Source organism: Mucilaginibacter sp. NFX135 (assembly GCF_048565145.1).
Taxonomy (GTDB): Bacteria; Bacteroidota; Bacteroidia; order Sphingobacteriales; family Sphingobacteriaceae; genus Mucilaginibacter.
Window position 1 is genome coordinate 1,622,630 of record NZ_CP183412.1, and the last position, 24,218, is coordinate 1,646,847.

Consider the following 24,218-nt stretch of genomic DNA (forward strand, 5'->3'; position numbering starts at 1 on the left):
GCTCCTTGTTCCAAAAATCCTTGCTCTAAAAAGAAATTCTTGTTCCCCCAATCACTAATTCACTAATTCAATAATTCAGTAATTATAATGAACGCAACAGATAAAGAACACCAGATATTAATTGATGAACTGCTGCACCTGCTGAACGGGGGCAATGCCCATGCCGACCTGAAACGTGCGCTGAAAGATTTACCTGCCGATTTGAGAGGAGCCAAACCCGATAAACTGCCTTATAGTATTTGGCAACTGGTGGAGCATATCCGTATTGCGCAATGGGATATGCTGGAGTTTAGTAAGGATGGCAGCCATGAGTCGCCCAACTGGCCCGATGATTACTGGCCCAAAGAAACAGCGCCGCAAAGTGATGAAGCCTGGAACCAATCGGTAAAACAGATAGAGCTTGACCGGGAGGAACTGGCCAGTCTAATAAAAAACGGCGATCTGTATAGTAAAATACCACATGGCGATGGGCAAACCATCCTGCGGGAGGCTTTACAGGTTGCCGATCATAACGCTTATCATGTGGCCGAAATTATTGTGATCAGAAGGCTGCTTGGCGCGTGGTGAACCCCCTAACCCCCCTGAAGGGGGAACTGGAATATCGAATTATGAATGTTGAATATCGAATAATGAAGTAGGAAAGGTGAAAATGGATCTTCGATGTTGGGCATTCGAAATTCATTATTGGATATTATTGAGATTTATGCTTCTTCTCAAATTTATAAACAAACAGCCCGGCTCTCTTTTATTGGAGAACCGGGCTGTTTGTTTAAGAGCAAAAACCGGATCAAAAACGGGCGGTTTTGTAATTAGTTATTTAATACTTTTTAAAGTTTTTAAAACACATCAAAACCGTGCAGAAATTTGTTAAAAAGTGTTAAAATTGATGTTTTGGATCAATTTTCAAGCGTTTTTTTGCCTGTTTTTGTTTCGAAATTGTTAAAATTTAAGCTTTAAAAAGTTTTGGTGCCGGCTACTTTAACATTTTACTTCTGCTTATTTAAAAAGCTGATGAGGGCTGTTACAAATTCGGGTTTCAGGGGCAGTTCTGGCTCGTTGTAAGTAGCTGTGTTTTTTTCCTTATCGGCCGGGGCATCTTTCAGTACGTGGTTCATTCCCGGGATAATGTCCAGTACAGCGTCTGATTTGGCTTTTTTTAGTTTTTCGGCATCGGCCACGGTTACCTGTAAATCGGTTGTGCCCTGAACAATGAGGATAGGTATTTTTATCTTTTTGATCTCACGGATAGGGTTATACCTAAACCACGACATCAAGTATTTCTGTATGCTTGGCCGGGCATAAGGATAAAGGGATGGGTCGATATTGTCAGTCGTTTTGCCTCTTTTCAAACTATCCAGCATGCGATTAAAACCATCGGATATCAGGGCGCCTTTTGATTTCATCTGCTCGGTCATGATCTTATCGGCCGAATCGCCTGCTCCGGCTACAGAAATAAACGCTTTGACAGGCTGGCCGTTAGCTGCCATCATGCCTACTAATGATCCTTCGCTATGACCCAGGATAATGATCTTTGAAAAACGCTGATCGTCGTTGAGCATATTGATCAAGCCTACAGCATCATCAATATAGTCCTCAAAGCGTAGCTCATTCTCTTTGGTTGAGCTTACACTTTGGCCAACCAGGCGCTTGTCATAACGCAGGGAGGCAAAACCGTTCTTACCCAGTTCATTTGCAATCATTTTATAGGCGTTACAAGTTAAACCCAGCTTTGGACTATTGCCATCGCGGTCTGTTGGGCCCGAGCCGGCTATAATCAACACAACCGGTATTTTATCGGCAGCGTTTTTTGGCATAGCCAATGTGCCTGAAATAGAGCCCGAAAAAGTTTTTAGCGTTACCGGGGATTCTGTTACAGATGGGTCGGTAGGTAAAGTTGGGGTTGATGTTACCTTAGCGGTTTCAGTTGCAGGGGCCTGATAGGGCTTTAAAAGCAAACCGGTAAACTGGGTTTGTGAATTTACGGAAAGGTTCAACAAAAAGGTGCCTTTCTGAAAAGTAGCTTTATAATAGGCCAGTGGCGCTTCATACTTAACAAAATCGGCATCGGTAAGGTTGCCAAGCTGTGATTTTAACTGCAGGGTAGTAGCCTTGAACTGCTCTGCAGGCAAAGCTGTCTTCATTTCGGAGCTAAACATACTAAATATGCTATCAGGCTGACCGGCGTTGTACAACCGTTTAAACTTGCTTAAGGCAATGGCATAATTAGCGGGTGCCGGCTGGGCCGCCGCTATAGTACCGATCGTAAAAAAACAAATGATCAGGGTAAAAAAGCTTACTTTCTTCATGTTTATGGTAATCAAAACAGTATGGTGGTCTGGTGGGTCGAAATTAAATAAAAATTGATTGTTTTTAACTTATTAGGTACAGATGTTCACCTAAAAAAGATATTGCTTGCAGGTTTGTTACTAAATTATAAAAATTAAGATATCAGCAACATTTATTATTTAAGTATCGTAAAATCGCCAATAAGTAATTTATATGATTTAATATATTTTACTATATTGCAGTACAATATCAGGTCTCGGTTATAGGAAATTTCTACACTACTTATTAATGAAGGTTTTATTTGGAGGCTTGTTCTCGATATTTTTGATCGGGATATGTTTTTTTTCTTTCGCGCAAACAAAACCTTCGGCAATACAGGGCAAAGTTCTGATGGAAAACAAGGACGCCGCCGAGGCTGCTACCGTTGTTTTATTGAAAGCTGCCGATTCATCAGTGGTACGGTCCGCCCTGGCGGATGCAGCAGGTAAGTTTGGATTCGCTAATATCTCCCCGGATACCTATCTGCTTTTAGCCACCAGCATAGGTTGTAGTAAAGTTTATTCCAGCTCATACAAAGTATTAGAAGGGCAAAATATTGTAGCCGAAAATATAGTTCTGAAGCGGATAAGCAATCAGCTGCAAGAGGTTAAAGTGGTTGCTAAAAAACCTTATATCGAAGTAAAACCTGGTAAGATAGTTCTGAACGTTCAGAATAGCCTCACCGCCGAAGGAAACTCGGCCTATGATATCCTCCGGCAGTCGCCTGGCGTACATGTAAACAGTACGAATGAAACCCTGATGATCAGCGGCAGACAAGCCGCTTTGATAACTATTGATGGCAAACCGACCAACTTAACCGGCGATGACCTGGTAAACCTGCTGCGCAGCATGCAAAGCAGTACTATTGACCAAATAGAGATGATTACCAGCACATCTGCAAAATATGATGCATCAGGAGGTGGTGTTATCAATATCATTTCCAAAAAAGGAACCAATATTGGCACCAACGGCACTATTAACCTGGGTGGCGGATACGGCAAATATTACAAAAGCCGGGCAGGCATCACCTTTAACAACCGCAGTGCCAAGCTTAATGTTTTTGGCAATTATACCTTTGATGATAATAAAACCAGCAGGTACCTTAACACTAACCGGAATATTATTTATAAAGATGTTTTAAGTAATTATAACGTTGATTATAATAATATCCAAAAAACTCAAAATCATAATTTTAGATTTGGGGCTGATTATGCGATATCACCCAAACAAACCATAGGCGTGCTGGTGGGCGGGATTGTACGGAAAGATCATTTTTTGAAGAATAATGATTTAAAAATATCTAACCAAAAGCAGCTCGACTCGGTGATCATTGCGCAATCGGCACTTGACAGGGGGAATAGTTTTATAAATTACAATATCAATTATAATAATACGCTGGATAAGAGTGGAAAAAAACTGTCGGCTGATGTTAATTATTCAACTTATCATCGTCATTCAAACGAGTATATAACCAATAATTTTTATACCCCGGCTGGTATAAAATATCGTGATTCGCTGCAACTGGAAAATCTTTCTCCTTCTGATATCCATATATGGACAGCAAAGATGGATTATGTGAACCCGATTTCAAAAACCTCCAGATTGGAGGCTGGTGTAAAATATAATCATGTTCAAAGTGATAATAATTTAATATTTGGCCCGCTGATAAATAATGCCTATCAAGCCGATCCAAATTATACCAACCGTTTTATCTATACCGAAATTGTAAGCGCGGCGTATTTAAATTATGTGGGTAAAATAGGAAAGTTTGATATAACCGCCGGCTTAAGGGCCGAAAAAACAAACACCACAGGTACTTCGATACCAATGGATCAAACCAATAGAGTGACCAATAAAAATGACTATTTTAACCTGTTTCCGCAAATGCAGGTTAGTTATGACCTGGATAAGAAAAATGCGCTGAACCTGAGCTATAACCGGGGCATCGAACGGCCTGATTATCAGTCTATCAATCCGTTTTTATCCTATACCGACCTGTACGATTATAATTCAGGTAATCCTAAACTAAAGCCGGATTATACTAATTCCATACAATTAGCACATACCTATAACGATAAATTTATAACCACTTTGTATTATAATATAACCAATGATGCGTACGACTTCCCGATATATGAGCAAAACGATTCGTCAAAAGTTAATATAACCACAAAGCGGAATTTTGGCCGGATATTCGTTTACGGTCTAACATTTTATGCCCCTGTTCAATTTAATAACTGGTGGAGTGGTAGTTTTAACTTAGAAGCCATGTATCAGCGTTATAAAGCCTATGCCATATATGGTAATTTCAACCGGGGAATGCAAGATATTATTTTTAATACTTCACAGGAATTTAAGATGAGCAGTACTATCACGGCAGAACTGTCGGGCATGTATGAAACGCCGACACTTTATGGCATAAATGAGCTTAAGCAACAATATAGGGTAAATGCGGGCATAGGGAAACAGGTATTAAACAAACGTGGTAATTTGAAGCTAAGCGTTATTGATATTTTTAACAGCGACAAATTTCGATATAAGGTACAGTATCAAAATGTTGATTTTACCGCTATCGATAAAAGAGAAACCCGCAGGGTGATGATTAACTTTACTTATCGTTTCGGTAAAACCTCTGTTAAATCGGCCAGTAAGCATAATACCGGCAGCGATGATGAACAACGCCGTACGGGTAATGGCAACTAACCGCTATCTGACACGTAATTCTGGATATTTACCTTTAATTTTAGTGACGAAGTAATTGCCCAGGGAGTCAGCATTGATGAATTTTTGATAGGCGGTCATCGGAAATCCGAAATACTGCCATACACCACCGCTGTCCCTAAACTCTACTTCTAAAATTTTAGCTGAGGGATCATAGCCAAGGCTATTTAATGCTGTTGATTCAACTACATGCCGTTGCATATATATAATAATATATGCAGGCGGAAAAAGTTTTAATTAATTGTTGTTTGTACAATATTAACCGGCATGGCCGCTAAGCATGCTGGCCAAAATAATGAGCAGAACCAATAAGGTAATACCTGTATACAGGTGGTCTTTTTCGAGCACAAAACCTATGGCCGAAAATATTACCCTGATAATAGGAGTAGCAATAAGTAAAATAATACCGGCCTGTATAATAGCCCGGCCCCTAAAGGTAATGATGCCGTTAAGTATACCCCGGGTGTTATGTACAAAATCGGGCACCCCTTTAAATGTACGGTAATCCGCAGGAATTTGGCCATGCCTGTAAAGATATATGATACCCCCGATGAAAATAATACTCATAGATAGGAGCACACCTACGCGTAATATCCAGCCGATGACGGCCTGCATGTCGGTATCTCTAAACTTGCTCATTTGTTCATTTGTGTCATTAGTTCATCGGTATCACTTGTTCATTGGTTCATTAGTATCATTGGTAATTCATGGTATTTTACTTATCAGGTTATTAAAGACCAATGAACCAATAAACTAAACTATATTTTCCCCATTAGCCCGTTATATATCATCTGCACGGCCAAAAAGGTTACCACTACTGCAAACACCCAGCGTAACCAGCCCGATGAGTTGGTATGCACCAATATTTTTGACCCGCTTAAAGCACCCAGCAATACGCCAATAGCTACAGGCATTGACAGACCCGGATCAATGTACCCGCGCTGTAAATAAACAACGGCACTTGCGGCGGCTGTAACGCCTATCATAAAATTACTGGTAGTTGTTGATACTTTAAAGGGTATGCGCATGATAGTATCCATAGCCAATACTTTTAATGCACCGGAGCCTATGCCCAGTAAACCAGATATTATCCCGGCAAAACCCATCATAAAAAAACCGCCGCCTACATTTTTTACGGTATAGTTTACGGGGCCATTAGCTGTAGGAAAGCTACTGTTGAGCTTCAGCTTTTCTGCCAGCAGGTTCTTTTCCTGATTTATCAATTCGGCTTTTTTGCGTAAGGACATAATGGCCGATGTGATCAGAATAATACCGAACAGGATAGCGATGAAATTTGTGGGGATATAAACGGCAATCAATGCGCCAACCATAGCCCCGGCTGTTGTAGCAATTTCCAGGAACATGCCCAGCCTGATGTTGGTGATACCCTCTTTAACATAAGCCGCGGCCGAACCGGACGAAGTGGCGATTACCGATACCAGTGAAGCGCCAATAGCGTAATGTATATCAACATGAAGCACCAGGGTAAGCAGCGGAATAATAACAAAGCCGCCACCCAAGCCGGTTAATGAACCTAATAAACCCGCGAAATACGCGCCGATAAAAAGGATAAGCGTTAATACAATTACCGACATCATTTGCAGCCAACTTGAATTGCGAAAGTAGCAAAAAAATGTTCATTGGTGGGTTAGTTCATGGGTTCATTAGTGTTATTGTTCATTGGTATCAAGTTTGATGAGGCTTCTTGGTCTATAAAAAACCAATGGACTAATGAGCCAATGAACTAATGAACCAGGTGGACGAATAAATCAATTATTGCTACTTTCGTAGCATGGGTTACAAAAGTTTACAGGCCTGTATTGCCGATCTGGAGAAAAATGGTCACCTGGTACGTATTAAGGAGGAAGTTGATCCGTATTTGCAAATGGCAGCTATCCATTTGCGGGTATTCGAAAATCAGGGGCCGGCTATACTGTTTGAAAAAGTAAAAGGCAGTAAGTTCCCGGCAGTATCCAATTTATTCGGCACGCTTGAACGCTCTAAGTTTATATTCCGGGATACGCTGGAGAAGATCAAAACCCTGGTCGAGCTCAAGAACGACCCATTAAAAGCCATCAAACACCCTTTTCAATATACTAATGTAGCGCTCACGGCTTTGTCGGCCCTGCCTATGAAAAAACGGGGCGGAGCACCTGTTAATTTTGGCCGCTGTAAAATAGGTGACATCCCCCAGATCGTAAACTGGCCTATGGATGGCGGCCCTTTTGTAACCATGCCGCAGGTATATACCGAAGATCCCGATAAACCAGGCATCATGAATGCCAACCTGGGTATGTACCGCATACAACTGGCCGGTAACGATTATATCCTGAATGAGGAGATCGGGTTACATTATCAGATCCATCGGGGTATAGGTGTGCATCAAACCAAAGCTAACGCAAAAGGACAACCGCTAAAAGTAAGTATATTTATAGGTGGCCCGCCATCTCATCCTGTAGCTGCGGTGATGCCTCTGCCCGAAGGATTATCAGAAATGACTTTTGCGGGTGCCTTGGGCAACCGCCGGTTTCGCTATTTTTATGATGATGAAGGTTTCTGTATCTCATCAGATGCCGATTTCGTGATCACCGGAACGGTAATGCCCCATGACAACAAACCTGAAGGTCCTTTTGGCGACCATCTGGGTTATTACAGCCTGGTACATCCATTCCCATTGCTCAAGGTTCACAATGTATATCATCGTAAGGATGCGATATGGTCATTCACAGTTGTAGGGCGCCCTCCGCAGGAGGATACCAGTTTTGGGGCATTGATCCATGAGATCAGCGGGGCTGCTATCCCAAAAGAAATACCCGGTCTGCACGCGGTGAATGCCGTTGATGCTGCTGGTGTGCACCCACTATTATTTGCTATCGGCAGTGAGCGTTATACGCCCTATATTAAGGAGCGCAAGCCACAGGAAATATTAACCATTGCCAATCATATCCTGGGTAAAAGTCAGTTAAGCCTGGCCAAATACCTGCTGATTGCTGCAAAGGAGGATGATCCCACATTGGATGTCAATAATATCAATGCGTTTTTAAACCATATACTGCAGCGTATAGATCTAAGCCGCGACCTGCATTTTTATACCCGTACTACTATAGATACCCTGGATTATAGTGGCAGCGGATTAAACTCGGGCAGTAAAGTAGCCATCACCGTAGCCGGGGATATCAAACGCGAACTGTGGACAGAGCTGCCATCCTGGTTTGATTTGCCAAGGCCCGTTAACAATTACAAAATGGCCATACCTGGCGTGTTGATGGTAGAAGTCCCCAAACATGTAAACCATAAAGATATCGATAACATAGTAAGCATCATCGAATACAGGTTAAAAGAGGAGGAAGAAGAGCTTAGTGGCCTCCCGCTGATCGTTCTTTGTGATGATGCCGCTTTTGCAGCCGAAAATATAAACAATTTTGTGTGGGTAACCTTTACCCGCAGCAATCCCTCGCATGATATCTATGGCATAGGCAGTTTCACCGAGCACAAACATTGGGGTTGCACAGGTCCGCTCATTATTGATGCCCGCATCAAACCACATCATGCCCCTGTACTGGAAAAAGATCCTGAAATAGAAAAGCTGATTGATAAAATGGGCGAAAAAGGCGGAGCGCTTTATGAAATCATTTAAAGGGATAAAGGATTTTTGGAGCAAGGAGCAATGACTAAAGAAAAAAAACAGCAGTTGATAATCATGAAATCCCTTAATCCTAAAGTCATGGTTCAGAAAAAAATCAGCGGAATCAACGCAATCACAAAAATCAACGGTTAACTTTGCCCCTTATGAAAAACACCCTGCTTTGTTTAATAATCGCGCTGGCGGCTTTTGGTTGTAAAAAAAGAGATGTACCGCATTACACCATATCAAGAGTAGTTAAAAGCGATACCGCCAGTAAGCTTACCATTAATATTGGCACACGTTTAAGTCAGGCAGATCTGCTCAATATTGCCGCTAAAATTAAAGCAGACAGCTCAACGTTGAATAATTTGCAACTTTGCTACATGTTGCCTGGGCATAATGATAAAAATACCGGCCCCGATAACTTTTACGCTGTCGCCAAGTATCCCAATGCTTCTGCAGCTACTATGCAGGATACCCTGAAAGACCTCGATGGTGCGATAGTGCGCTTAAATATCAAAGGTTTATCTGCGCAGGAAGCCACGCATTTACTGAAGCTTAACCCCAAAGAGATACTGGGAAAAAATATCCTGGGAAAGTTTATCGATGATAATAATCAAACATTGATAGTTCCTTTTACCGAGGTCAACGATCCCAAAAAAGAAGTCTACATTATTGAATTTGATCGTACCGGGAAGGTGGTTTCCGCAACAGTGCCCATGCGTGAAAATAAGGATGGCAAAGAAAAACTCATCGTGACCCACCGGGGCGACTATATCACTTTAAAAGACAGCATACTCACCCAATATTCCATTGACGATCTGGGCCTGCCCTACAACAGTATCAAGTCGGGTATTTAATATTTTCTGCTTAAAGCTGTTTAACTGGGGAATATATATGCGAAAGTCACTTTAAGATTAAGGCACAGTTAAAAGCACGGTTAAATATTGATAATCTTTACTTTTTGTAGATTTTACTGAATATATTTATAGGTATAAAATACATATAGTATATGACCCGAAACTTTACCAAAATTTTAGCACTCATTGTTGCTGGGGTTTTTAGCGTTTGCTGCGCGATTGCGCAACCCCGATTGCCGGAAGGTTATTTCTGGAAAAAACTTCCAAACGGCCTGGAAGTAGTAGTTATTGAAAACAGTAAGGTGCCGCTGGCTACCATTGAAATTGCTGTAAAAAACGGAGCCTATACCGAAGGTCCGGAATTTAGCGGCTTATCGCACCTTTTTGAGCACATGTTTTTTAAGGCCAACAAGGATTATCCAAACCAGGAGGCCTTTTTAAAACGTACGCAGCAACTGGGCGCCATTTGGAATGGAACTACGGATGTAGAGCGGGTTAATTACTTCTTTACGTTTGACAGGGATAGCCTTAAAGCCGGTTTAAAATTTATGAACGCAGCTATCCGCTTCCCGATATACCGCGAGGAGGATATGAAAAAGGAACGTCCCGTTGTTGACGGCGAGTTTCAGCGTGCCGAGAGCGATCCGGGTTTCCAGCTATGGTATGGTATCCAGCAAAAACTTTGGGGCGACCTGATCACCCGTAAAAACCCTATCGGGATCCACGAAGTGATCAATACCGCCACACCAGAGAAGATGATGGTGATCAAAGACAAATATTATTTCCCGAATAACAGTTTGGTAACCATTTGCGGTGATGTAAAGCATGAAGCCGCGTTTGCCCTGGCCGAAAGCATATTTGGCGATTGGGCCAGCAGTGGCTTTAATCCGCATGAAAAATATCCCATACCACCATTTAAGCCCTTAACCAAAAGCGAGTATTTTATCAAAGAAAGTACTATAGCGCAAACACCTTATATGCAGCTTTCATGGCAGGGGCCGTCTTACCTAACCGATTCTGCTTCAACAATTGCTGCCGATGTGTTTTCGACCATCATAGGTTTAAACTCTTCTAAATTTCAACAATCACTGATCGATAAAGGACTGGCCAGCTCTGCTTCCTTGGGATATACTACCAGTCGGTTTGTGGGCCCTATTGATATTTTTGTGGTGCCCAATCCCGGTAAATTAAAAGAGTGCTATGATGAATTGCTTAACCAGGTTAACCAGTGGGTAAAATCAGATTATTTTACCGATGAGCAGTTAAATGATGCCAAAGCTATTTTATTGAGAAACAGCATTCACCGGAAAGAAAAACCATCTACGCTGGCAAGCCAGATGAGTTACCAGTGGTGCAGCACCTCGCTCGATTATTATACCGACCTGGATAATAATTATCAGAAAGTAACCCGTGCCGATATTCAAAAATATGTGAGCACTTATATAGCAGGTAAACCATATGCAGCGGGTATTATTATAGCACCAGAGTTAAGTAAACAACAAAATGTAGCTTCATTTTTTGTAGCTAAGTAAATTAAAATCTTATCATGATGAAGAAATATGTATTCACCCTGCTGATTGCAGCGGCGATAGGAAATATAAAAACAGCACAGGCGCAAAATAAAGCTTACGAAACCACGGTTGATGATGTAAAGGTAATTGTGCAGCCAAGCGGCAATGATATTGTAGAGATCCAAACTATTATAAAAGGTGGCGTGCAAAACTACAAAGCCGATAAAATGGGTATTGAAGCCATGGCCATGTCCGCGCTTACAGAATGCGGAACTATTAAACATGATAAAAACGCTTTTAAAGATCAGTTGGATAAAGTGAGCGCTACTGTTGATGGCAGCAGTAACAAAAACTACTCTATCATGCGGATGAACTGTATTAAAAGCGATTTCGACATCGTTTGGCCTTTGTATGTGGAGGCATTAACACAACCTCGTTTTGATGCTAAGGAGTTTGCCCGCATTAAGCAGGACGCGATCAATAACATTAAACAAGCTGACTCTCAGCCGGATAACGCGATTGATAAATTAGCCAATAAAACGGCATTTGCTAATCGTGATTATGCGAAAGACCCGGCCGGTACGGTAGATATCGTATCTAAGTTAACTCCCGAAGAAACCAAGGCTTATTATCAGTCCATATTGACACGCTCGCGCCTGGTTATTGTGGTTGTGGCCGACCTGGATAAGGCAGTTATTGAATCAAAAGTAAAAGCGATGTTGGCTGGTATAAAACAAGGTCCTCCGTTTGAGTTTAAGAAATCATTTTTCCGTGTGTACAAAAACTCATTCAACGCCGAATCACGCGATCTGGCAACCAACTATGTAGAAGGTATTACCAGCGGCCCGCAGCCCGGTGCTCCTGATTTTGACGCGTTTAATGTGGCTATGCGGATATTTGCCAATCGCCATTTTTTAGATGTGCGTACCAATAATGGTTTATCATACGCGCCACAGGCCTGGTTTAGTGTTGGACAAACATCTACAGCCAGGTTTTCGGTATCAACCACCCAGCCTGATAAATATATAGCCGTGTTTGACAAATTGGTTGATAAGATAAAAACAGAAGGTTTTAAACCCGATGAAGTTGCCAATATGAAAATTACTTATCTTACAAGTTTTTATTATAAAAACGAAACCAATAGCGCACAGGCATTTTCTATGGCCTCTAACGAAGTGTTGTTTAACAACTGGAGAAGATCGTTAACCTTGGTTGATGATGTTAAAAAGCTGACACCAGAAGAGGTGAGTGATGCTTTCCGTAAGTATATCAACAACATTGTTTGGGTTTATCAGGGCGATCCTAAAAAGGTGAACCAGGTATTATATATCAATGGTACACTGAATAAAGGCGATAACCCAGTAAGTCATTAAGAATAAGTTTGGTGAATGGTGAGTAGTGAATGGTGAGTGGCGAATAGTGAGTAATGAAGAATACAAGATGTACAATATACAACTATTCACCACTCACTATTCACCACTCACCATTTTATTTCACGTCCCTTTTTACTTTGTTTAGGGTGCTTTGGCCTGGCAGGTAGATCTGGAAACCAAAATCTAAAGTCAGTTTGTTCTGGTAGCCTAAGCTGCCAAAACCAGCTGTGCCGTTGTATTTCAGTAAGGTTTCTAAACCGATACTTGGCGTAATGAAATAGGCAAAGCCCGGGCCAAAGCTAAAGTCAAGGCCATTGGTTGAACCACCCGGGCCACTTGGATTGAAACCGCCAAGCCCAACAGTAGCTTCACCAAAAAAACGACCGTGTTTTAATACCTCAACATCAGATCCGGTGTAGTAACGGCCTAATGCACCTACTCCGTATCCAACATCCGTACCGGCTCCTTTAGCTGTAGCAAGATTTAATTTAGCATAGGCACCCAGGGCAACATTGTCTTTAATAAACCATGCAGCTTTGGGTGTAATATCCATGGTGAAATTTTTAGAGCCGTTTAAGCCCAGGGAAAAGTTGCCGATATCGCCACCCATCAAAACATTTCCTTGCTGTATTTGCGCGCTTGCTGTGAAGGCGAATCCAATAAATGCCAATACGGCTAATAATGTAAACTTTTTCATAGTGCTGTTTTTTAAGTTTTTTAACTTCAGGTTGATTTTAATAAGAAATTATTAACAATAGCTGTGCCATTGGAAATATTTATACATAAAAACGCACCATGTTTGCTCGAAATATATTGATAATAAAGTGGTTATGTGATAGTTTAACCCTTTAATAGTGGGGCGGATTTACATTAATATGTATATTAATATAAATTGCAATGTCTGCTAATAGATATACAGTATTAAATAATAAATGATGTATAATACTGTAGTTTGCGTTTTGGAAAATAAATAAATAATGCAGTTTAATAAACACGAAAGCCCGCTCATGGGCGGGCTTTCGTGTTATCTTAATAAATTAATAATATCTTATTTCAATAAATTTCTCCAGCTAACCAGGTCGCCGATGATCTTGTCAAGCTGGTCGGCAGGTACGCGTTCCTGCGCCATGCTGTCGCGGTGGCGGATGGTAACCGTGTTATCTTCCAGGGTCTGATGATCTACCGTGATACAGAAAGGTGTACCAATAGCATCCTGGCGGCGGTAGCGTTTGCCAATAGCATCTTTTTCCTCGTACTGTATGTTGAAGTCGATCTTCAGTTTATCCATGATCTCACGGGCTTTCTCCGGCAGACCGTCTTTCTTGGTCAATGGGAAAATGGCGGCTTTAACCGGTGCCAGGCAAGGGTGCAGGTGCAATACGGTACGGCTATCCTGTTTCTCTTCAGTGCTCAGATCCTCTTCCTCGTAAGCGTTGATCATCGTAAGCAGGAACATTCTGTCTAAACCGATGGAGGTTTCAATTACATAAGGCACGTAATTGCCATACGGTTTACCGGTTTCCGGATCAACTTCCGGATCAAAATACTGCATTTTTTTGCCCGAGAATTTCTCATGCTGGCTCAGGTCAAAATCAGTTCGGCTATGGATGCCTTCCACCTCTTTAAAGCCGAAGGGAAATTCGAACTCGATATCATAAGCGGCATCGGCATAATGAGCAAGCTTGGTATGCTCATGGTAACGGTATTTGGCGACATCGGTGCCCAGGGCCAGGTGCCATTTCAGGCGTGTTTCTTTCCACTGGTTAAACCACTCCTTTTGTGTGCCAGGACGTACAAAATATTGCATTTCCATTTGCTCAAACTCACGCATGCGGATAATAAACTGGCGGGCGATCACCTCGTTACGGAAAGCTTTACCAATTTGAGCAATACCAAAGGGGATTTTCATCCTGCCTGATTTTTGTACGTTAAGGTAGTTTACAAATATACCCTGAGCGGTTTCCGGGCGCAGGTAAACCACATCAGCATCATCGGCAACAGCGCCCATCTGGGTACTGAACATCAGGTTAAACTGACGAACATCCGTCCAGTTGCGGGTACCACTTACCGGGCAGGCAATTTCATGCTCTATGATCAGCTCTTTCAAACGTGGCAGGTCCTCATTTTTAAGGGCCTCATCCATATCATGCTGTAACTGTTCAGCTTTGTCGGTTTTGCCATCCTTATCATAACGATCTATCTTATCTTCCAGCAACTGGTCGGCACGATAACGTTTTTTTGAATCTTTATTGTCGATCATCGGGTCGCTGAAACCATCAACGTGCCCGCTGGCTTTCCATATTTTAGGGTGCATAAATATGGCCGAATCAATACCCACAATGTTATCATTCATTTGCACCATGGCTTTCCACCAGTAGGTTTTGATGTTGTTTTTCAATTCGGCGCCGAACTGGCCGTAATCGTAAACAGCGCTCAAGCCATCATAAATCTCGCTTGAAGGGAAAACAAAGCCATATTCTTTGGCGTGCGATATAACATTTTTAAAAAGTTCGTCGGTTGATTTGCTCATAATAGCTGCAAAGATACAATTTAGGGAGAAAGCTGAAAGCGAAAGGTAAAAACCTTAAAATGATACATATCAATTTGCTAAATTACTTGAATTAAAAACCAAAGCATCACTTATTTCATTATACTATTACCAATTAATTGACCATAGCTATGGAACAAATTGTTAGAATATTGGATATTCATAACGTTACCCACAACGTGAAACAGTTTATTGTAGAAAAGCCCGATGGTTTTACATTTACACCCGGGCAGGCAACAGAACTATCCATCAATCAACCGGCCTGGGAGAATCAGAAAAACCCGTTCACATTTACCTGCCTTACCGGTGAGCATTTCCTGGAATTCACCATTAAAATATACAGCGATCATCCCGGCGTTACTAATCATCTGGGCGAACTGGAAGTGGGCGACGAACTGATATTGCGCGAGGCCTGGGGCGCTATTGAATATAAAGGTCCGGGATATTTTATTGCCGGTGGCGCTGGTATTACGCCATTTATAGCCATATTGAGAAACCTTCATCAACAAGGCGCCATAGGCGATAACAAATTGTTCTTCTCAAACAAAACTGATCAGGATATTATCCTGGCCGATGAACTGAAAAGCATGCTGGGCGAAAACGCATTGTTTACCATAACCAATCAAAAAGATAGCGCTCACGATCAGCGCCGCATTAACGAAGATTTTTTGAAAGCAGAGATCAAAGATTTCAGCAAACACTTTTATGTTTGCGGCCCCGACCCAATGGTACAGGAAATAACCGGTATATTAGAAAAGTTAGGGGCCAAAGCCGATACTGTTGTGTTTGAGAAATAGGGGAAGAGATTTCTTTCGAAGCGTCATTGACGCGTTTTTTGTTTAATCCCATATCTCAAATCTCACATCTAAAATCTATTTTTACGGCATGAGTATCCGGGTTGAGTCCTTGTTAAAAGTTTACGGAACGCAAAAAGCGGTTGATAATATCAGTTTTAGTGCCGGGCCGGGTGTGCTGGGCTTTTTGGGGCCTAATGGTGCGGGAAAGTCCACCACTATGAAGATCCTTACCTGCTTTATCCCGCAAACATCAGGCATGGCATCGGTTTGTGGCTTTGATGTCATCGCTCAGCCGCTGGAAGTACGTAAGCGTATCGGTTATCTGCCCGAAAGCAATCCGCTGTATCTGGATATGTACGTAAAGGAGTCATTAGGTTTTATAGCCGGTATTCATAAGGTACACGAGCCCGAAAAACGAATAGCCGCTATTATTGAACAAACAGGCCTGGGCCCCGAGCAGCATAAAAAAATAGGTCAGCTTTCAAAAGGGTACCGCCAAAGGGTGGGACTGGCACAAGCCATACTCCACAATCCTGATGTACTGATACTGGACGAGCCCACCTCCGGACTTGATCCTAACCAACTGATCGGTATCCGGCAGTTGATTCTGGAGCTGGGAAAAACCAAAACCATCATCCTCTCCACCCACATTATGCAGGAGGTAGAAGCCGTATGTAATAAAGTAATTATTATTAATAAAGGTAAAATTGTGGCCAATGATACCTTACAGGCCCTCCGTCAAAAAAATAAGGATAATACACTGGAGCAAATATTTATATCACTTACCGGCGATAATTAATATTTTTTATTTTGAAATAAACTTTTATTTTTGTGCCGCCTAATTACTTTATTAACGAATAAAATTGATACTAACTCCCTGCTGCCCAAGGTGAGTACCTATATTATTCTATTGATTATTACATTATTTTACTAATTAAGCCGATACAAGAGCACCGCCGCCCTGGGTGTGTATTCCATATTATTCTATTGATTAATATGCTAAAATCACGTATTTAATAAAATATTTAAAAGAGTTTGTAACGTTTGCTCAAGAGCTGCGTCTATATTCTCAATAAAAAACTGCGTTATAGGAAAATCCTATTAACGTTGTGTTAACAAACAAACATCAATCTAATAAATTATGAAAAAAGTTCTATTAGCCTTAGCTATTATTGCTGGCACAGCATTCACAACCTTCGCACAAACCAAATCTGGCGACAGCGGCAAATTCAGTATCGGCGTTGACGCCGGTCTTCCACTTGGTAGTACGAAAGATATATCTTCTTTCGCTATAGGTGGGTCTCTTAAATATGAACTTCCTATTGCGACAGGTACACTTTTTACAATTTCAGGAGGTTATACCCGCTTTTTATATAAAAGCGAATTTAAAGATGCCTTAAAAGCATTAGGTGTTAATAAATCCGGTGAAGGTTTTATTCCGGTAAAAGCTGGTATTAAGTATTATATCGAAAATGGCTTTTTTGCTGAAGGCCAATTAGGTGCTGTATTTTCTACAGAAAGCGGCGGTGGTACTGCATTTGCATACTCTCCAGGTGTTGGTTATACCTTTGATGGAGGTTTTGAGGCAGGTGTTCGTTATGAAGGTTGGTCACACAATGGTACAATTAGCCAGGTTGCTTTGCGCTTAGCTTACTGTTTCTAATCCATTAAAATTGATGTAAGGCCCGGGGATATTATCTCCGGGCTTTTCTATTGAAAAGATTTTTAAGCGTATTAAACGTTGAGCAGTTGTGTGCGTCAAACAAACCAACAGCGGTAAAAAAACAAGTCCGCATTAATCTTATTACAAAATTATTTTATGAAAAAAATCCTATTAGCCTTAGCAATTGTTGCCGGCACGGCATGTACAGCCTTCGCGCAAACTCATTCTGTCGGTGGCGGTAAATTCAGTATTGGTTTGGAAGGTGGACTACCTGTTGGCGATGTTCACAACTATGCTGATTATATTATCGGTGGTTCGCTCAAATATGAGTATCCTGTAGCCGATAATTTATTTATTACAGCATCGGCCGGTTATAGCAGCCTGCACGTTAAGAGTTTCGACTACTCCTATAACGATCCGAATTTCAGTTACCAATTTCATAGTGACGGCGGCACTGCCGGTATAATACCTGTAAAAGTAGGCGCCAAATACTATTTTGACGGGCACTTTTTTGGTGAAGCACAGGTGGGTGCGGCCTTTGGTACCAACAGTGGCAGTAGTACCTTATTCGTTTATTCGCCAGGCATTGGTTATACTTTTGCCGGTGGTTTTGAAGCAGGTGTTCGTTATGAGGCCTGGTCAAACAACGGCACAATCGGCCAACTTGGTTTGCGTTTGGCATACCGTTTCTAATCCAAAAAATAACAATTAAAATTTAAGGAGAGCCCGGAAATATTATTTCCGGGCTTTTTTATGCATTGGCGCTAGAGAATATAGGCTTTATTTGGAGTATTATGGCGGGTAAGCGCTGCAACTATTTAACATGGGGCAAACAATATGTTTACATGACTGTATTGATAGAAATCACACAAACTAAAAAATCATGAAAAAAATTCTATTAGCCTTATTCATTATTGGAGTTACAGCCATGCAAAGCTTTGCGCAATCCAGAGGCAGAAGCAACGGAATATTCAGTATCGGTTTTGAAGCCGGTTTACCTACAGGCGATGCCCATCACTTTTTTGGTTCGGTATTAGGCGCCTCGCTTAAATATGAACTTCCGATTGAGCGAAGTACCTGGTTTACCATATCAGGTGGTTATAACTCTTTCCAGCCAAAAGGAGCATACAGCGATTTCGGTGGCCCTGCCATCAATGCCATTCCTTTAAAAGTAGGTATTAAATATTACTTTGACAGGAACTTTTTTGCTGAAGGCCAAATAGGCGCTGCGTTTTATACAGGAGCGGCCGACGGCACCGCCTTTGCTTATTCGCCGGGTATTGGCTATAGCTTTAGAGAAGGTTTTGAGCTTGGCCTCCGTTACGAAGGCTGGGCAAAAGATGGTACGCTTGGTCAGGCGGGTTTGCGTTTGGCTTATCGTTTCCGGTAAGAGCATGATCATACAAAAAGTCCTGAAATAGCTAAGATTTCAGGACTTTTTGTTTTGTTTTAGAAAAACATCTGCACGCTGATTGCGTGTACTAATGATGGTTTATATATAAACCCACTTTAAGAAAATTCCCCATTGGTTTTGTTGAAGTAAATAAGTCAATAAAGGGTACAGGAACAGTATATCAATTGTCGTAAAACACCCTGATAATGTCAGTTTGAGCCCCTCCGCCCGCTTTGTATAAGGGCTAACTTTGTTATGAACAAAATCAAATGATCATGACAACTAAAGAAATTGTGCTACAGGTTATCGATGCTTTCGATAATAATGACGTAGATAAAATATTAAGCCTTTTTGCCGATGACGTAATATGGACAATGAAAGGTTCAAGCATCACGGTTAGCAACGGGAAAGATGAAGTAGGAAAATTTTTAGGCGCGATGGAAGATATCAAGATCGTTTCATCAACCCGCGATCATATCATTGTTGATGTAATAAAGCCGCCGTTGATGGCTTTATACAATGCAAAGGCAAAAGCGGCGAAGAAATAAATATGTACTATGCCGATTTTTACGAGCTGGAAAATGATCAGGTGAAAATAGTGACATCCTATATAGTTGATAAAAAAGAATAAGGAAAAACTGTCTGAATCAGAATTTACAGAATTAAAGGATTAGCAAAATAAAATTCATTAATCCCGGTTCAGAACAAACAATGTTTATCCTGTGAATTCTTTAATTCTGTAAATTCTGATTCAGACATATTACGCAACTGCCCCTTTGCTTTAGCCCAATAATATTGTAATTTCGGCGCTCAACACCCGATCAAGAAAGTGCTTAGTATCCTTAAAAAAGAAATCGTTTCTTACCTCAGCTCATTGGTGGCCTATGTTACCATTGGTGTATTTTTATTGGTGCTGGGTTTGTTTTTATGGGTGTTTCCAGATTCGAGCATTTTAGATTACGGCTATGCCGGGCTCGAAAGCCTGTTCAGTACCGCGCCATACCTGTTCATGTTCCTGATACCGGCCATCACCATGCGATCATTGGCCGAGGAACGCAAGGAAGGTACTTTTGAGCTGCTCTTCACCCGCCCGCTTACCGACTGGCAAATTGTATTGGGAAAATACCTGGCCAGTGTACTGCTGGTGCTTTTCGCTTTGCTGCCTACGCTGGTTTATTATTTTTCGGTAAGTACACTGGGTACGCCACAGGGCAATATTGATACCGGGGCGGTTATTGGCTCTTATATAGGTTTATTTTTATTGGGTGCGGCGTTCGCTGCTATCGGGCTGTTCGCGTCATCTATTACCAAAAACCAGATCATCGCTTTCACTGTGGCGGTTTTCCTGTGTTTCTTTTTTTACAGTGGATTTGATTCGTTGAGTCAGCTATTGTCGTTACAAGATCTTGGTTTGCAAAACCTGGGTATTACCGAGCATTATCAGTCCGTAAGCCGAGGCGTGCTGGATACACGCGATCTGGCTTATTTTATCGTAGTAACAGGTATATTTATCTGGCTTACGCTGTTTGTGATCATCCGTCAGCGTAAAAAGAAACTGCTTTCGGCTACCATGATTGGATACCTCGCCGCCTTATTGGTTGTGGCTGTTCTTGGAAACATTACTTTTACCCGTTTTGATTTTACTACCGAAAAACGTTATACGCTTTCGCCCATCAGCAGGCAGATTATGGATGGGTTGCAGGAGCCGGTAAAGGTTACGGTGTATTTACAGGGTGGCAATTTGCCGGGCGGTTTTAAAAGGTTGCAGGGAGCTACGCGCGATATGCTGAACGATCTGCAGGCCTACAGTCACCTCAAGTTGCAGTTTGAGTTTGTTGACCCCCTGAAAAACCTTTCCAGCGATCAGCAAAATGAGGCTATCCAAAACCTGGAAGCCAAAGGCATCGAACCCACCAATCTGAGTGTAAAGACTGACGACGGCGTATCGCAAAAGCTGATCTTCCCGGGCGCGCTGGTATCGGTCAACGGGAAAGAAATCGCCGTGAAATTATTACTGAGCCGCATAGGGCTTTCGCCAGATGAGGTGCTGAACAACTCCATCCAAAATCTGGAATACGCCTTTTCATCGGCCATTAAAAAAGCAACCAGCGGGGGGAAACCCAAAATAGGCTTTACCGAAGGACATCATGAACTAAGCGATCTGCAACTGAATGATGCCATGAAATCGCTTTCGGACGGGTACCAGGTTGGCCGGGTTAATTTAAATACGATCAGTACCGCCGGTTTGCAAAAAATAAAACTGCTGGTGATACCCAAGCCCGATAAAAAGTTTACCGAACTGGAAAAATTTAAGCTCGACCAATACATTATGCATGGCGGCCGTGTGCTGTGGACGATAGACCAGGTAAGCGCCGAACTGGATAGCCTGCGCGGGCATGGCGGCGAACAACTGGCTTTTGCCAAGCAACTTAATCTTGACGATCAGCTTTTCCGTTACGGTGTGCGGATCAATTACGACCTGATTGCTGATATGAACTGCTCGCAGATACCAGTGAGTACGGGTAGCGTGGGCGGGCAGGCACAGATACAAATGCTGCCCTGGTTGTTTTATCCCATATTTATTCCGCTGTCTAAACATCCAATAGTGAAAAACCTGGATGGCATCAGCAGTGAGTTTGCCAGTACTATTGATCTGCTGGATACCAAAGACGTTAAAAAAACAATCCTGCTTACTTCGTCGCCTTATAACAAAAAGATGAGCGTACCGCACATGCTGTCGTTACAGGCTTTGGAGCAGGAACCGAATCCTAAAGATTTTCAGAGCCCGCAAAAAACGGTAGGGGTGTTGCTTGAAGGTAAATTTGTATCCGACTGGCGCAACCGGCCACTACCCGAAGGGCTTGCCGAAAAGGTGGCCATAAAATCCGAAAGCGAGCCTACTAAGATGATCGTGATCAGCGATGGCGATATTTTGAAAAACCAGGTAGGCAGCGATGGCTCGCCATATCCATTAGGCTATGATCATTATACCCAGCAAACCTATGGCAATAAAAACCTGCTGCTGAATATTGCCGATTATATGACCGATGATTCGGGCCTGATAGCGCTGCGTACCAAAGAGATCCAGATACGCCTGCTTAACCGCGCCCGTATCCGTAATGAAAAAATGTACTGGCAGCTGGTAAATACGGTTGGGCCATTGCTTTTAGTGTTAATATGTGCTATTTTTCAACATTACATCCGTAAACGGAAGTATGCGCATTAAATTTTATATTTTTGGTAACACTTTTAGCCTCACCCTGCCCTCTCCAAAGGAGAGGGTGAAAAAGAGAGAAGTTAATGTCCTCTCCTTTGGAGAGGATTTAGGTGAGGCATAAATTTTATATTTTTGATTGATTAAATACACCCATATGAGATTTATTGTTTCTACATCAACATTACTCAAACAACTGCAGGCTGTAAGCGGGGCTTTAAGCAATAGCACTGTTTTGCCTATACTGGAAAACTTTTTGTTCGAGATAAAGGATGGAAACTTAACCATTTCTGCAACCGATCTGCAAACCAGCATGACCACGTCATTAGCTGTTGAGGCTAAAGAAAATGGCCGCATTGCCATACCATCGCGTATATTATTAGAGACCCTAAAGTCGTTACCGGAGCAACCGGTAGCTTTTTCTGTAGATGATACCACGTTTGCCATAGAAATAAACGCGGGCGACGGAAAGTACAAACTGAGCGGCGAAAATGGCGAGGATTTCCCGAAGATACCAGTGGTAGAGAACGCATCGTCGGTAAATTTACCGGCCTCTGTTTTAGCCGAAGCTATCAACAAAACCATCTTCGCGGTAAGTAATGACGAGTTGCGGCCTGCCATGACCGGTGTATACTGTCAGTTAAGCACTCAGTACCTTACCTTTGTAGCTACCGATGCGCATAAATTGGTGCGTTACCGTCGTAAGGATGCCAAAGCAGCAAGTACTACTTCCTTTATATTGCCGAAAAAAGCATTAACGTTGTTAAAATCGTCGTTACCAACAGATGATGTGAATGTATCGGTAGAGTATAATTCCACCAGTGCGTTCTTTAAGTTTGGCAATATTAACCTGGTATGCCGTTTAATTGACGAGCGCTACCCTGATTATGAGGCGGTTATACCACAGGTAAATCCAAATAAGTTAAGTATCGACAGGCTTACCTTCCTGGGTTCATTGAACCGTGTGGCTATTTATGCCAATAAAACCACTCACCAGGTAAGGCTTAAAATAAGCGGCAGCGAGCTTAATATATCATCAGAAGATATTGACTTTGCCAACGAAGCACATGAGCGTTTAAGCTGTCAGTACGAGGGCGAGGACATAGAAATTGGCTTCAACGCACGTTTTTTAATAGAAATGTTGAAGAATTTAAGTTGCGAAGAAGTATCTTTGGAAATGTCGACACCAAACCGTGCCGGATTATTGTTACCACAAGGTGGTGATGAGAATGAAGATGTGCTGATGCTGGTGATGCCGGTGATGCTTAATAGTTATGCTTAAGTGTAAACTTAAATTATAAATCCAAAACTAAGTCCGGCTTTAAAAACCGGACTTTTTTGTTCGCCATGGATAACAAAAATGGCGGGATGCAGTTATATAATTTCGGATTCCGGATGTGTGATTTCGGATTTAGAGAATTTTGTATACATAGGATATGAGAATCACTAATTCATTAATTCAATAATTCAATAATTATCCCGAATGAATATCAGGGTCAAAGCTTTTACTTTTATTATAGCCTCGGCGACATGCTGGGCGTCCTGTAAAAAAAATAATGACAGGCCTACGTATCTGCCTACTACCAGTGTTAATGTGATCAACGCGTCAAATAATATAATTAATTTTTACCAGAATGGTACTCGGATCAATAATACTTCAAGCTACTTCCCCGGTGGTACGCTGGGTAATTTAACGGTAAAAGCAGGCCTGCAAAACTATCAGATTAAGTTAGCAAGTCCTTCAACACCTAATCCATTATTTACTTTACCGCTTACGCTTGATTCAGGAAAAGTATATTCATTATATGTAAGCGGGCAAACACCGGAGAGTATTTTTTTTACTAACGATACAGAAGTTGCCGATAGCAAAGTTGCCAAGCTCAGGTTTGTAAATGCTTCGCCGGATGCCGGGCCTCTCGTGCTTGCTTTTGTAACCCCTGTTACCCAGGTAAGTACCCCACAGTTTAGTAATATAGCTTATAAAACAACAACTGATTTTTTGAATGTTACGCCAAGTACAACAGGCTCGCTTATTTTAAGTGTTTACCAGGCCGGGTCTGACATAAGCACCGCCAGAAAGGACACGGTGACAGTTAGTACCGGCAGAATTTATACAGTAGTTGGCTATGGTACTATAGGTTCCGGAGGCAACCAGGCAATTAGCACCAGTTTAATAGTTAATCAGTAA

21 protein-coding genes are annotated in these 24,218 nt (G+C 41.9%); 15 read left to right on the forward strand and 6 right to left on the reverse strand.

The genetic code is table 11. The features are described from left to right. Positions 1-87: 87 nt before the first annotated feature. Positions 88-567 carry a DinB family protein gene (locus ACNURT_RS07085; RefSeq protein ID WP_419701145.1) on the forward strand — a complete coding sequence of 160 codons (480 nt, stop codon included), beginning with the start codon at positions 88-90 and terminating at the stop codon, positions 565-567. 419 nt (positions 568-986) lie between these two features. Here the strand turns inward: ACNURT_RS07085 and ACNURT_RS07090 are convergent, their stop codons facing one another. Next, the gene (locus ACNURT_RS07090; protein WP_419701146.1) at positions 987-2,306 is read right to left on the reverse strand and encodes a serine aminopeptidase domain-containing protein; all 1,320 of its coding nucleotides are present in this window, start codon (positions 2,304-2,306) and stop codon (positions 987-989) included. Between the two features lie 268 nt (positions 2,307-2,574). Here ACNURT_RS07090 and ACNURT_RS07095 point away from each other — a divergent pair, with 268 nt between their 5' ends. Further along, a complete protein-coding gene (locus ACNURT_RS07095; protein ID WP_419701147.1) occupies positions 2,575-5,028 on the forward strand; it encodes an outer membrane beta-barrel protein in 2,454 nt (817 codons plus the stop codon). Between the two features lie 3 nt (positions 5,029-5,031). On the opposite strand, the gene ACNURT_RS07100 is transcribed toward ACNURT_RS07095, so the two are convergent. From ACNURT_RS07100 to ACNURT_RS07110, 3 genes are all read right to left on the reverse strand, one after another. Further along, entirely contained in the window at positions 5,032-5,247 is a 216-nt protein-coding gene (locus ACNURT_RS07100; RefSeq protein WP_370993819.1) for a KTSC domain-containing protein, read from the reverse strand. A gap of 57 nt (positions 5,248-5,304) precedes the next feature. Then, positions 5,305-5,685, reverse strand: a complete 381-nt coding sequence (locus ACNURT_RS07105; protein WP_419701148.1) for a DUF1634 domain-containing protein — start codon at positions 5,683-5,685, stop codon at positions 5,305-5,307. A gap of 119 nt (positions 5,686-5,804) precedes the next feature. After that, complete coding sequence (locus tag ACNURT_RS07110; RefSeq protein WP_419702116.1) at positions 5,805-6,641, reverse strand: sulfite exporter TauE/SafE family protein; 837 nt, start codon at positions 6,639-6,641, stop codon at positions 5,805-5,807. Positions 6,642-6,838: 197 nt separating this feature from the next. On the opposite strand from ACNURT_RS07110, the gene ACNURT_RS07115 reads away from it, so the two are divergent. From ACNURT_RS07115 to ACNURT_RS07130, 4 genes are all read left to right on the forward strand, one after another. Beyond that, positions 6,839-8,683, forward strand: a complete 1,845-nt coding sequence (locus ACNURT_RS07115; protein ID WP_419701149.1) for a UbiD family decarboxylase — start codon at positions 6,839-6,841, stop codon at positions 8,681-8,683. A 152-nt stretch (positions 8,684-8,835) separates the two neighbouring features. Then, positions 8,836-9,531 (forward strand): hypothetical protein, encoded by a 696-nt coding sequence (locus ACNURT_RS07120; protein WP_419701150.1) that lies wholly within the window; start codon positions 8,836-8,838, stop codon positions 9,529-9,531. Between the two features lie 152 nt (positions 9,532-9,683). Then, a complete protein-coding gene (locus ACNURT_RS07125) occupies positions 9,684-11,063 on the forward strand; it encodes a M16 family metallopeptidase (RefSeq protein ID WP_419701151.1) in 1,380 nt (459 codons plus the stop codon). 14 nt (positions 11,064-11,077) lie between these two features. Next, the gene (locus ACNURT_RS07130) at positions 11,078-12,415 is read left to right on the forward strand and encodes a M16 family metallopeptidase (RefSeq protein WP_419701152.1); all 1,338 of its coding nucleotides are present in this window, start codon (positions 11,078-11,080) and stop codon (positions 12,413-12,415) included. 115 nt (positions 12,416-12,530) lie between these two features. Here ACNURT_RS07130 and ACNURT_RS07135 read toward each other — a convergent pair whose 3' ends face one another. Together ACNURT_RS07135 and ACNURT_RS07140 are read right to left on the reverse strand one after the other, a co-directional pair. Then, positions 12,531-13,112 (reverse strand): hypothetical protein, encoded by a 582-nt coding sequence (locus tag ACNURT_RS07135; RefSeq protein ID WP_370993811.1) that lies wholly within the window; start codon positions 13,110-13,112, stop codon positions 12,531-12,533. Positions 13,113-13,463: 351 nt separating this feature from the next. Then, positions 13,464-14,945, reverse strand: coding sequence for a glycine--tRNA ligase (locus ACNURT_RS07140; protein ID WP_419701153.1), 1,482 nt, complete (start codon positions 14,943-14,945; stop codon positions 13,464-13,466). A 149-nt stretch (positions 14,946-15,094) separates the two neighbouring features. Here ACNURT_RS07140 and ACNURT_RS07145 point away from each other — a divergent pair, with 149 nt between their 5' ends. From ACNURT_RS07145 to ACNURT_RS07185, 9 genes are all read left to right on the forward strand, one after another. Continuing rightward, positions 15,095-15,760, forward strand: a complete 666-nt coding sequence (locus ACNURT_RS07145; RefSeq protein WP_419701154.1) for a flavodoxin reductase — start codon at positions 15,095-15,097, stop codon at positions 15,758-15,760. A gap of 88 nt (positions 15,761-15,848) precedes the next feature. Further along, entirely contained in the window at positions 15,849-16,559 is a 711-nt protein-coding gene (locus tag ACNURT_RS07150; protein WP_419701155.1) for an ATP-binding cassette domain-containing protein, read from the forward strand. 342 nt (positions 16,560-16,901) lie between these two features. Then, positions 16,902-17,423, forward strand: coding sequence for a hypothetical protein (locus ACNURT_RS07155; protein ID WP_419701156.1), 522 nt, complete (start codon positions 16,902-16,904; stop codon positions 17,421-17,423). A 156-nt stretch (positions 17,424-17,579) separates the two neighbouring features. After that, entirely contained in the window at positions 17,580-18,116 is a 537-nt protein-coding gene (locus ACNURT_RS07160) for a hypothetical protein (RefSeq protein WP_419701157.1), read from the forward strand. A 190-nt stretch (positions 18,117-18,306) separates the two neighbouring features. Continuing rightward, positions 18,307-18,813, forward strand: a complete 507-nt coding sequence (locus ACNURT_RS07165) for an outer membrane beta-barrel protein (RefSeq protein WP_419701158.1) — start codon at positions 18,307-18,309, stop codon at positions 18,811-18,813. Positions 18,814-19,091: 278 nt separating this feature from the next. Beyond that, a complete protein-coding gene (locus ACNURT_RS07170; RefSeq protein WP_419701159.1) occupies positions 19,092-19,364 on the forward strand; it encodes a nuclear transport factor 2 family protein in 273 nt (90 codons plus the stop codon). A gap of 281 nt (positions 19,365-19,645) precedes the next feature. Further along, on the forward strand, positions 19,646-22,042 hold the full coding sequence (gldG, locus tag ACNURT_RS07175; protein WP_419701160.1) for a gliding motility-associated ABC transporter substrate-binding protein GldG: 2,397 nt from the start codon (positions 19,646-19,648) through the stop codon (positions 22,040-22,042). Between the two features lie 145 nt (positions 22,043-22,187). Continuing rightward, a complete protein-coding gene (dnaN, locus tag ACNURT_RS07180) occupies positions 22,188-23,312 on the forward strand; it encodes a DNA polymerase III subunit beta (RefSeq protein WP_419701161.1) in 1,125 nt (374 codons plus the stop codon). 201 nt (positions 23,313-23,513) lie between these two features. Further along, the gene (locus ACNURT_RS07185) at positions 23,514-24,218 is read left to right on the forward strand and encodes a DUF4397 domain-containing protein (RefSeq protein ID WP_419701162.1); all 705 of its coding nucleotides are present in this window, start codon (positions 23,514-23,516) and stop codon (positions 24,216-24,218) included.

What these genes read in the sequence shown, in the direction of transcription:
- ACNURT_RS07135 (WP_370993811.1), bottom strand. Translation starts at nt 13,112, where the DNA reads ATGAAAAAGTTTACATTATTAGCCGTATTGGCATTTATTGGATTCGCC.
- ACNURT_RS07140 (WP_419701153.1), bottom strand. Translation starts at nt 14,945, where the DNA reads ATGAGCAAATCAACCGACGAACTTTTTAAAAATGTTATATCGCACGCC.
- ACNURT_RS07145 (WP_419701154.1), top strand. Translation starts at nt 15,095, where the DNA reads ATGGAACAAATTGTTAGAATATTGGATATTCATAACGTTACCCACAAC.
- ACNURT_RS07155 (WP_419701156.1), top strand. Translation starts at nt 16,902, where the DNA reads ATGAAAAAAGTTCTATTAGCCTTAGCTATTATTGCTGGCACAGCATTC.
- ACNURT_RS07085 (WP_419701145.1), top strand. Translation starts at nt 88, where the DNA reads ATGAACGCAACAGATAAAGAACACCAGATATTAATTGATGAACTGCTG.
- ACNURT_RS07150 (WP_419701155.1), top strand. Translation starts at nt 15,849, where the DNA reads ATGAGTATCCGGGTTGAGTCCTTGTTAAAAGTTTACGGAACGCAAAAA.
- ACNURT_RS07165 (WP_419701158.1), top strand. Translation starts at nt 18,307, where the DNA reads ATGAAAAAAATTCTATTAGCCTTATTCATTATTGGAGTTACAGCCATG.
- ACNURT_RS07095 (WP_419701147.1), top strand. Translation starts at nt 2,575, where the DNA reads ATGAAGGTTTTATTTGGAGGCTTGTTCTCGATATTTTTGATCGGGATA.
- ACNURT_RS07100 (WP_370993819.1), bottom strand. Translation starts at nt 5,247, where the DNA reads ATGCAACGGCATGTAGTTGAATCAACAGCATTAAATAGCCTTGGCTAT.
- ACNURT_RS07105 (WP_419701148.1), bottom strand. Translation starts at nt 5,685, where the DNA reads ATGAGCAAGTTTAGAGATACCGACATGCAGGCCGTCATCGGCTGGATA.
- ACNURT_RS07185 (WP_419701162.1), top strand. Translation starts at nt 23,514, where the DNA reads ATGAATATCAGGGTCAAAGCTTTTACTTTTATTATAGCCTCGGCGACA.
- ACNURT_RS07090 (WP_419701146.1), bottom strand. Translation starts at nt 2,306, where the DNA reads ATGAAGAAAGTAAGCTTTTTTACCCTGATCATTTGTTTTTTTACGATC.
- ACNURT_RS07170 (WP_419701159.1), top strand. Translation starts at nt 19,092, where the DNA reads ATGACAACTAAAGAAATTGTGCTACAGGTTATCGATGCTTTCGATAAT.
- dnaN (WP_419701161.1), top strand. Translation starts at nt 22,188, where the DNA reads ATGAGATTTATTGTTTCTACATCAACATTACTCAAACAACTGCAGGCT.
- ACNURT_RS07130 (WP_419701152.1), top strand. Translation starts at nt 11,078, where the DNA reads ATGATGAAGAAATATGTATTCACCCTGCTGATTGCAGCGGCGATAGGA.
- ACNURT_RS07115 (WP_419701149.1), top strand. Translation starts at nt 6,839, where the DNA reads ATGGGTTACAAAAGTTTACAGGCCTGTATTGCCGATCTGGAGAAAAAT.
- ACNURT_RS07120 (WP_419701150.1), top strand. Translation starts at nt 8,836, where the DNA reads ATGAAAAACACCCTGCTTTGTTTAATAATCGCGCTGGCGGCTTTTGGT.
- ACNURT_RS07125 (WP_419701151.1), top strand. Translation starts at nt 9,684, where the DNA reads ATGACCCGAAACTTTACCAAAATTTTAGCACTCATTGTTGCTGGGGTT.
- ACNURT_RS07110 (WP_419702116.1), bottom strand. Translation starts at nt 6,641, where the DNA reads ATGTCGGTAATTGTATTAACGCTTATCCTTTTTATCGGCGCGTATTTC.
- ACNURT_RS07160 (WP_419701157.1), top strand. Translation starts at nt 17,580, where the DNA reads ATGAAAAAAATCCTATTAGCCTTAGCAATTGTTGCCGGCACGGCATGT.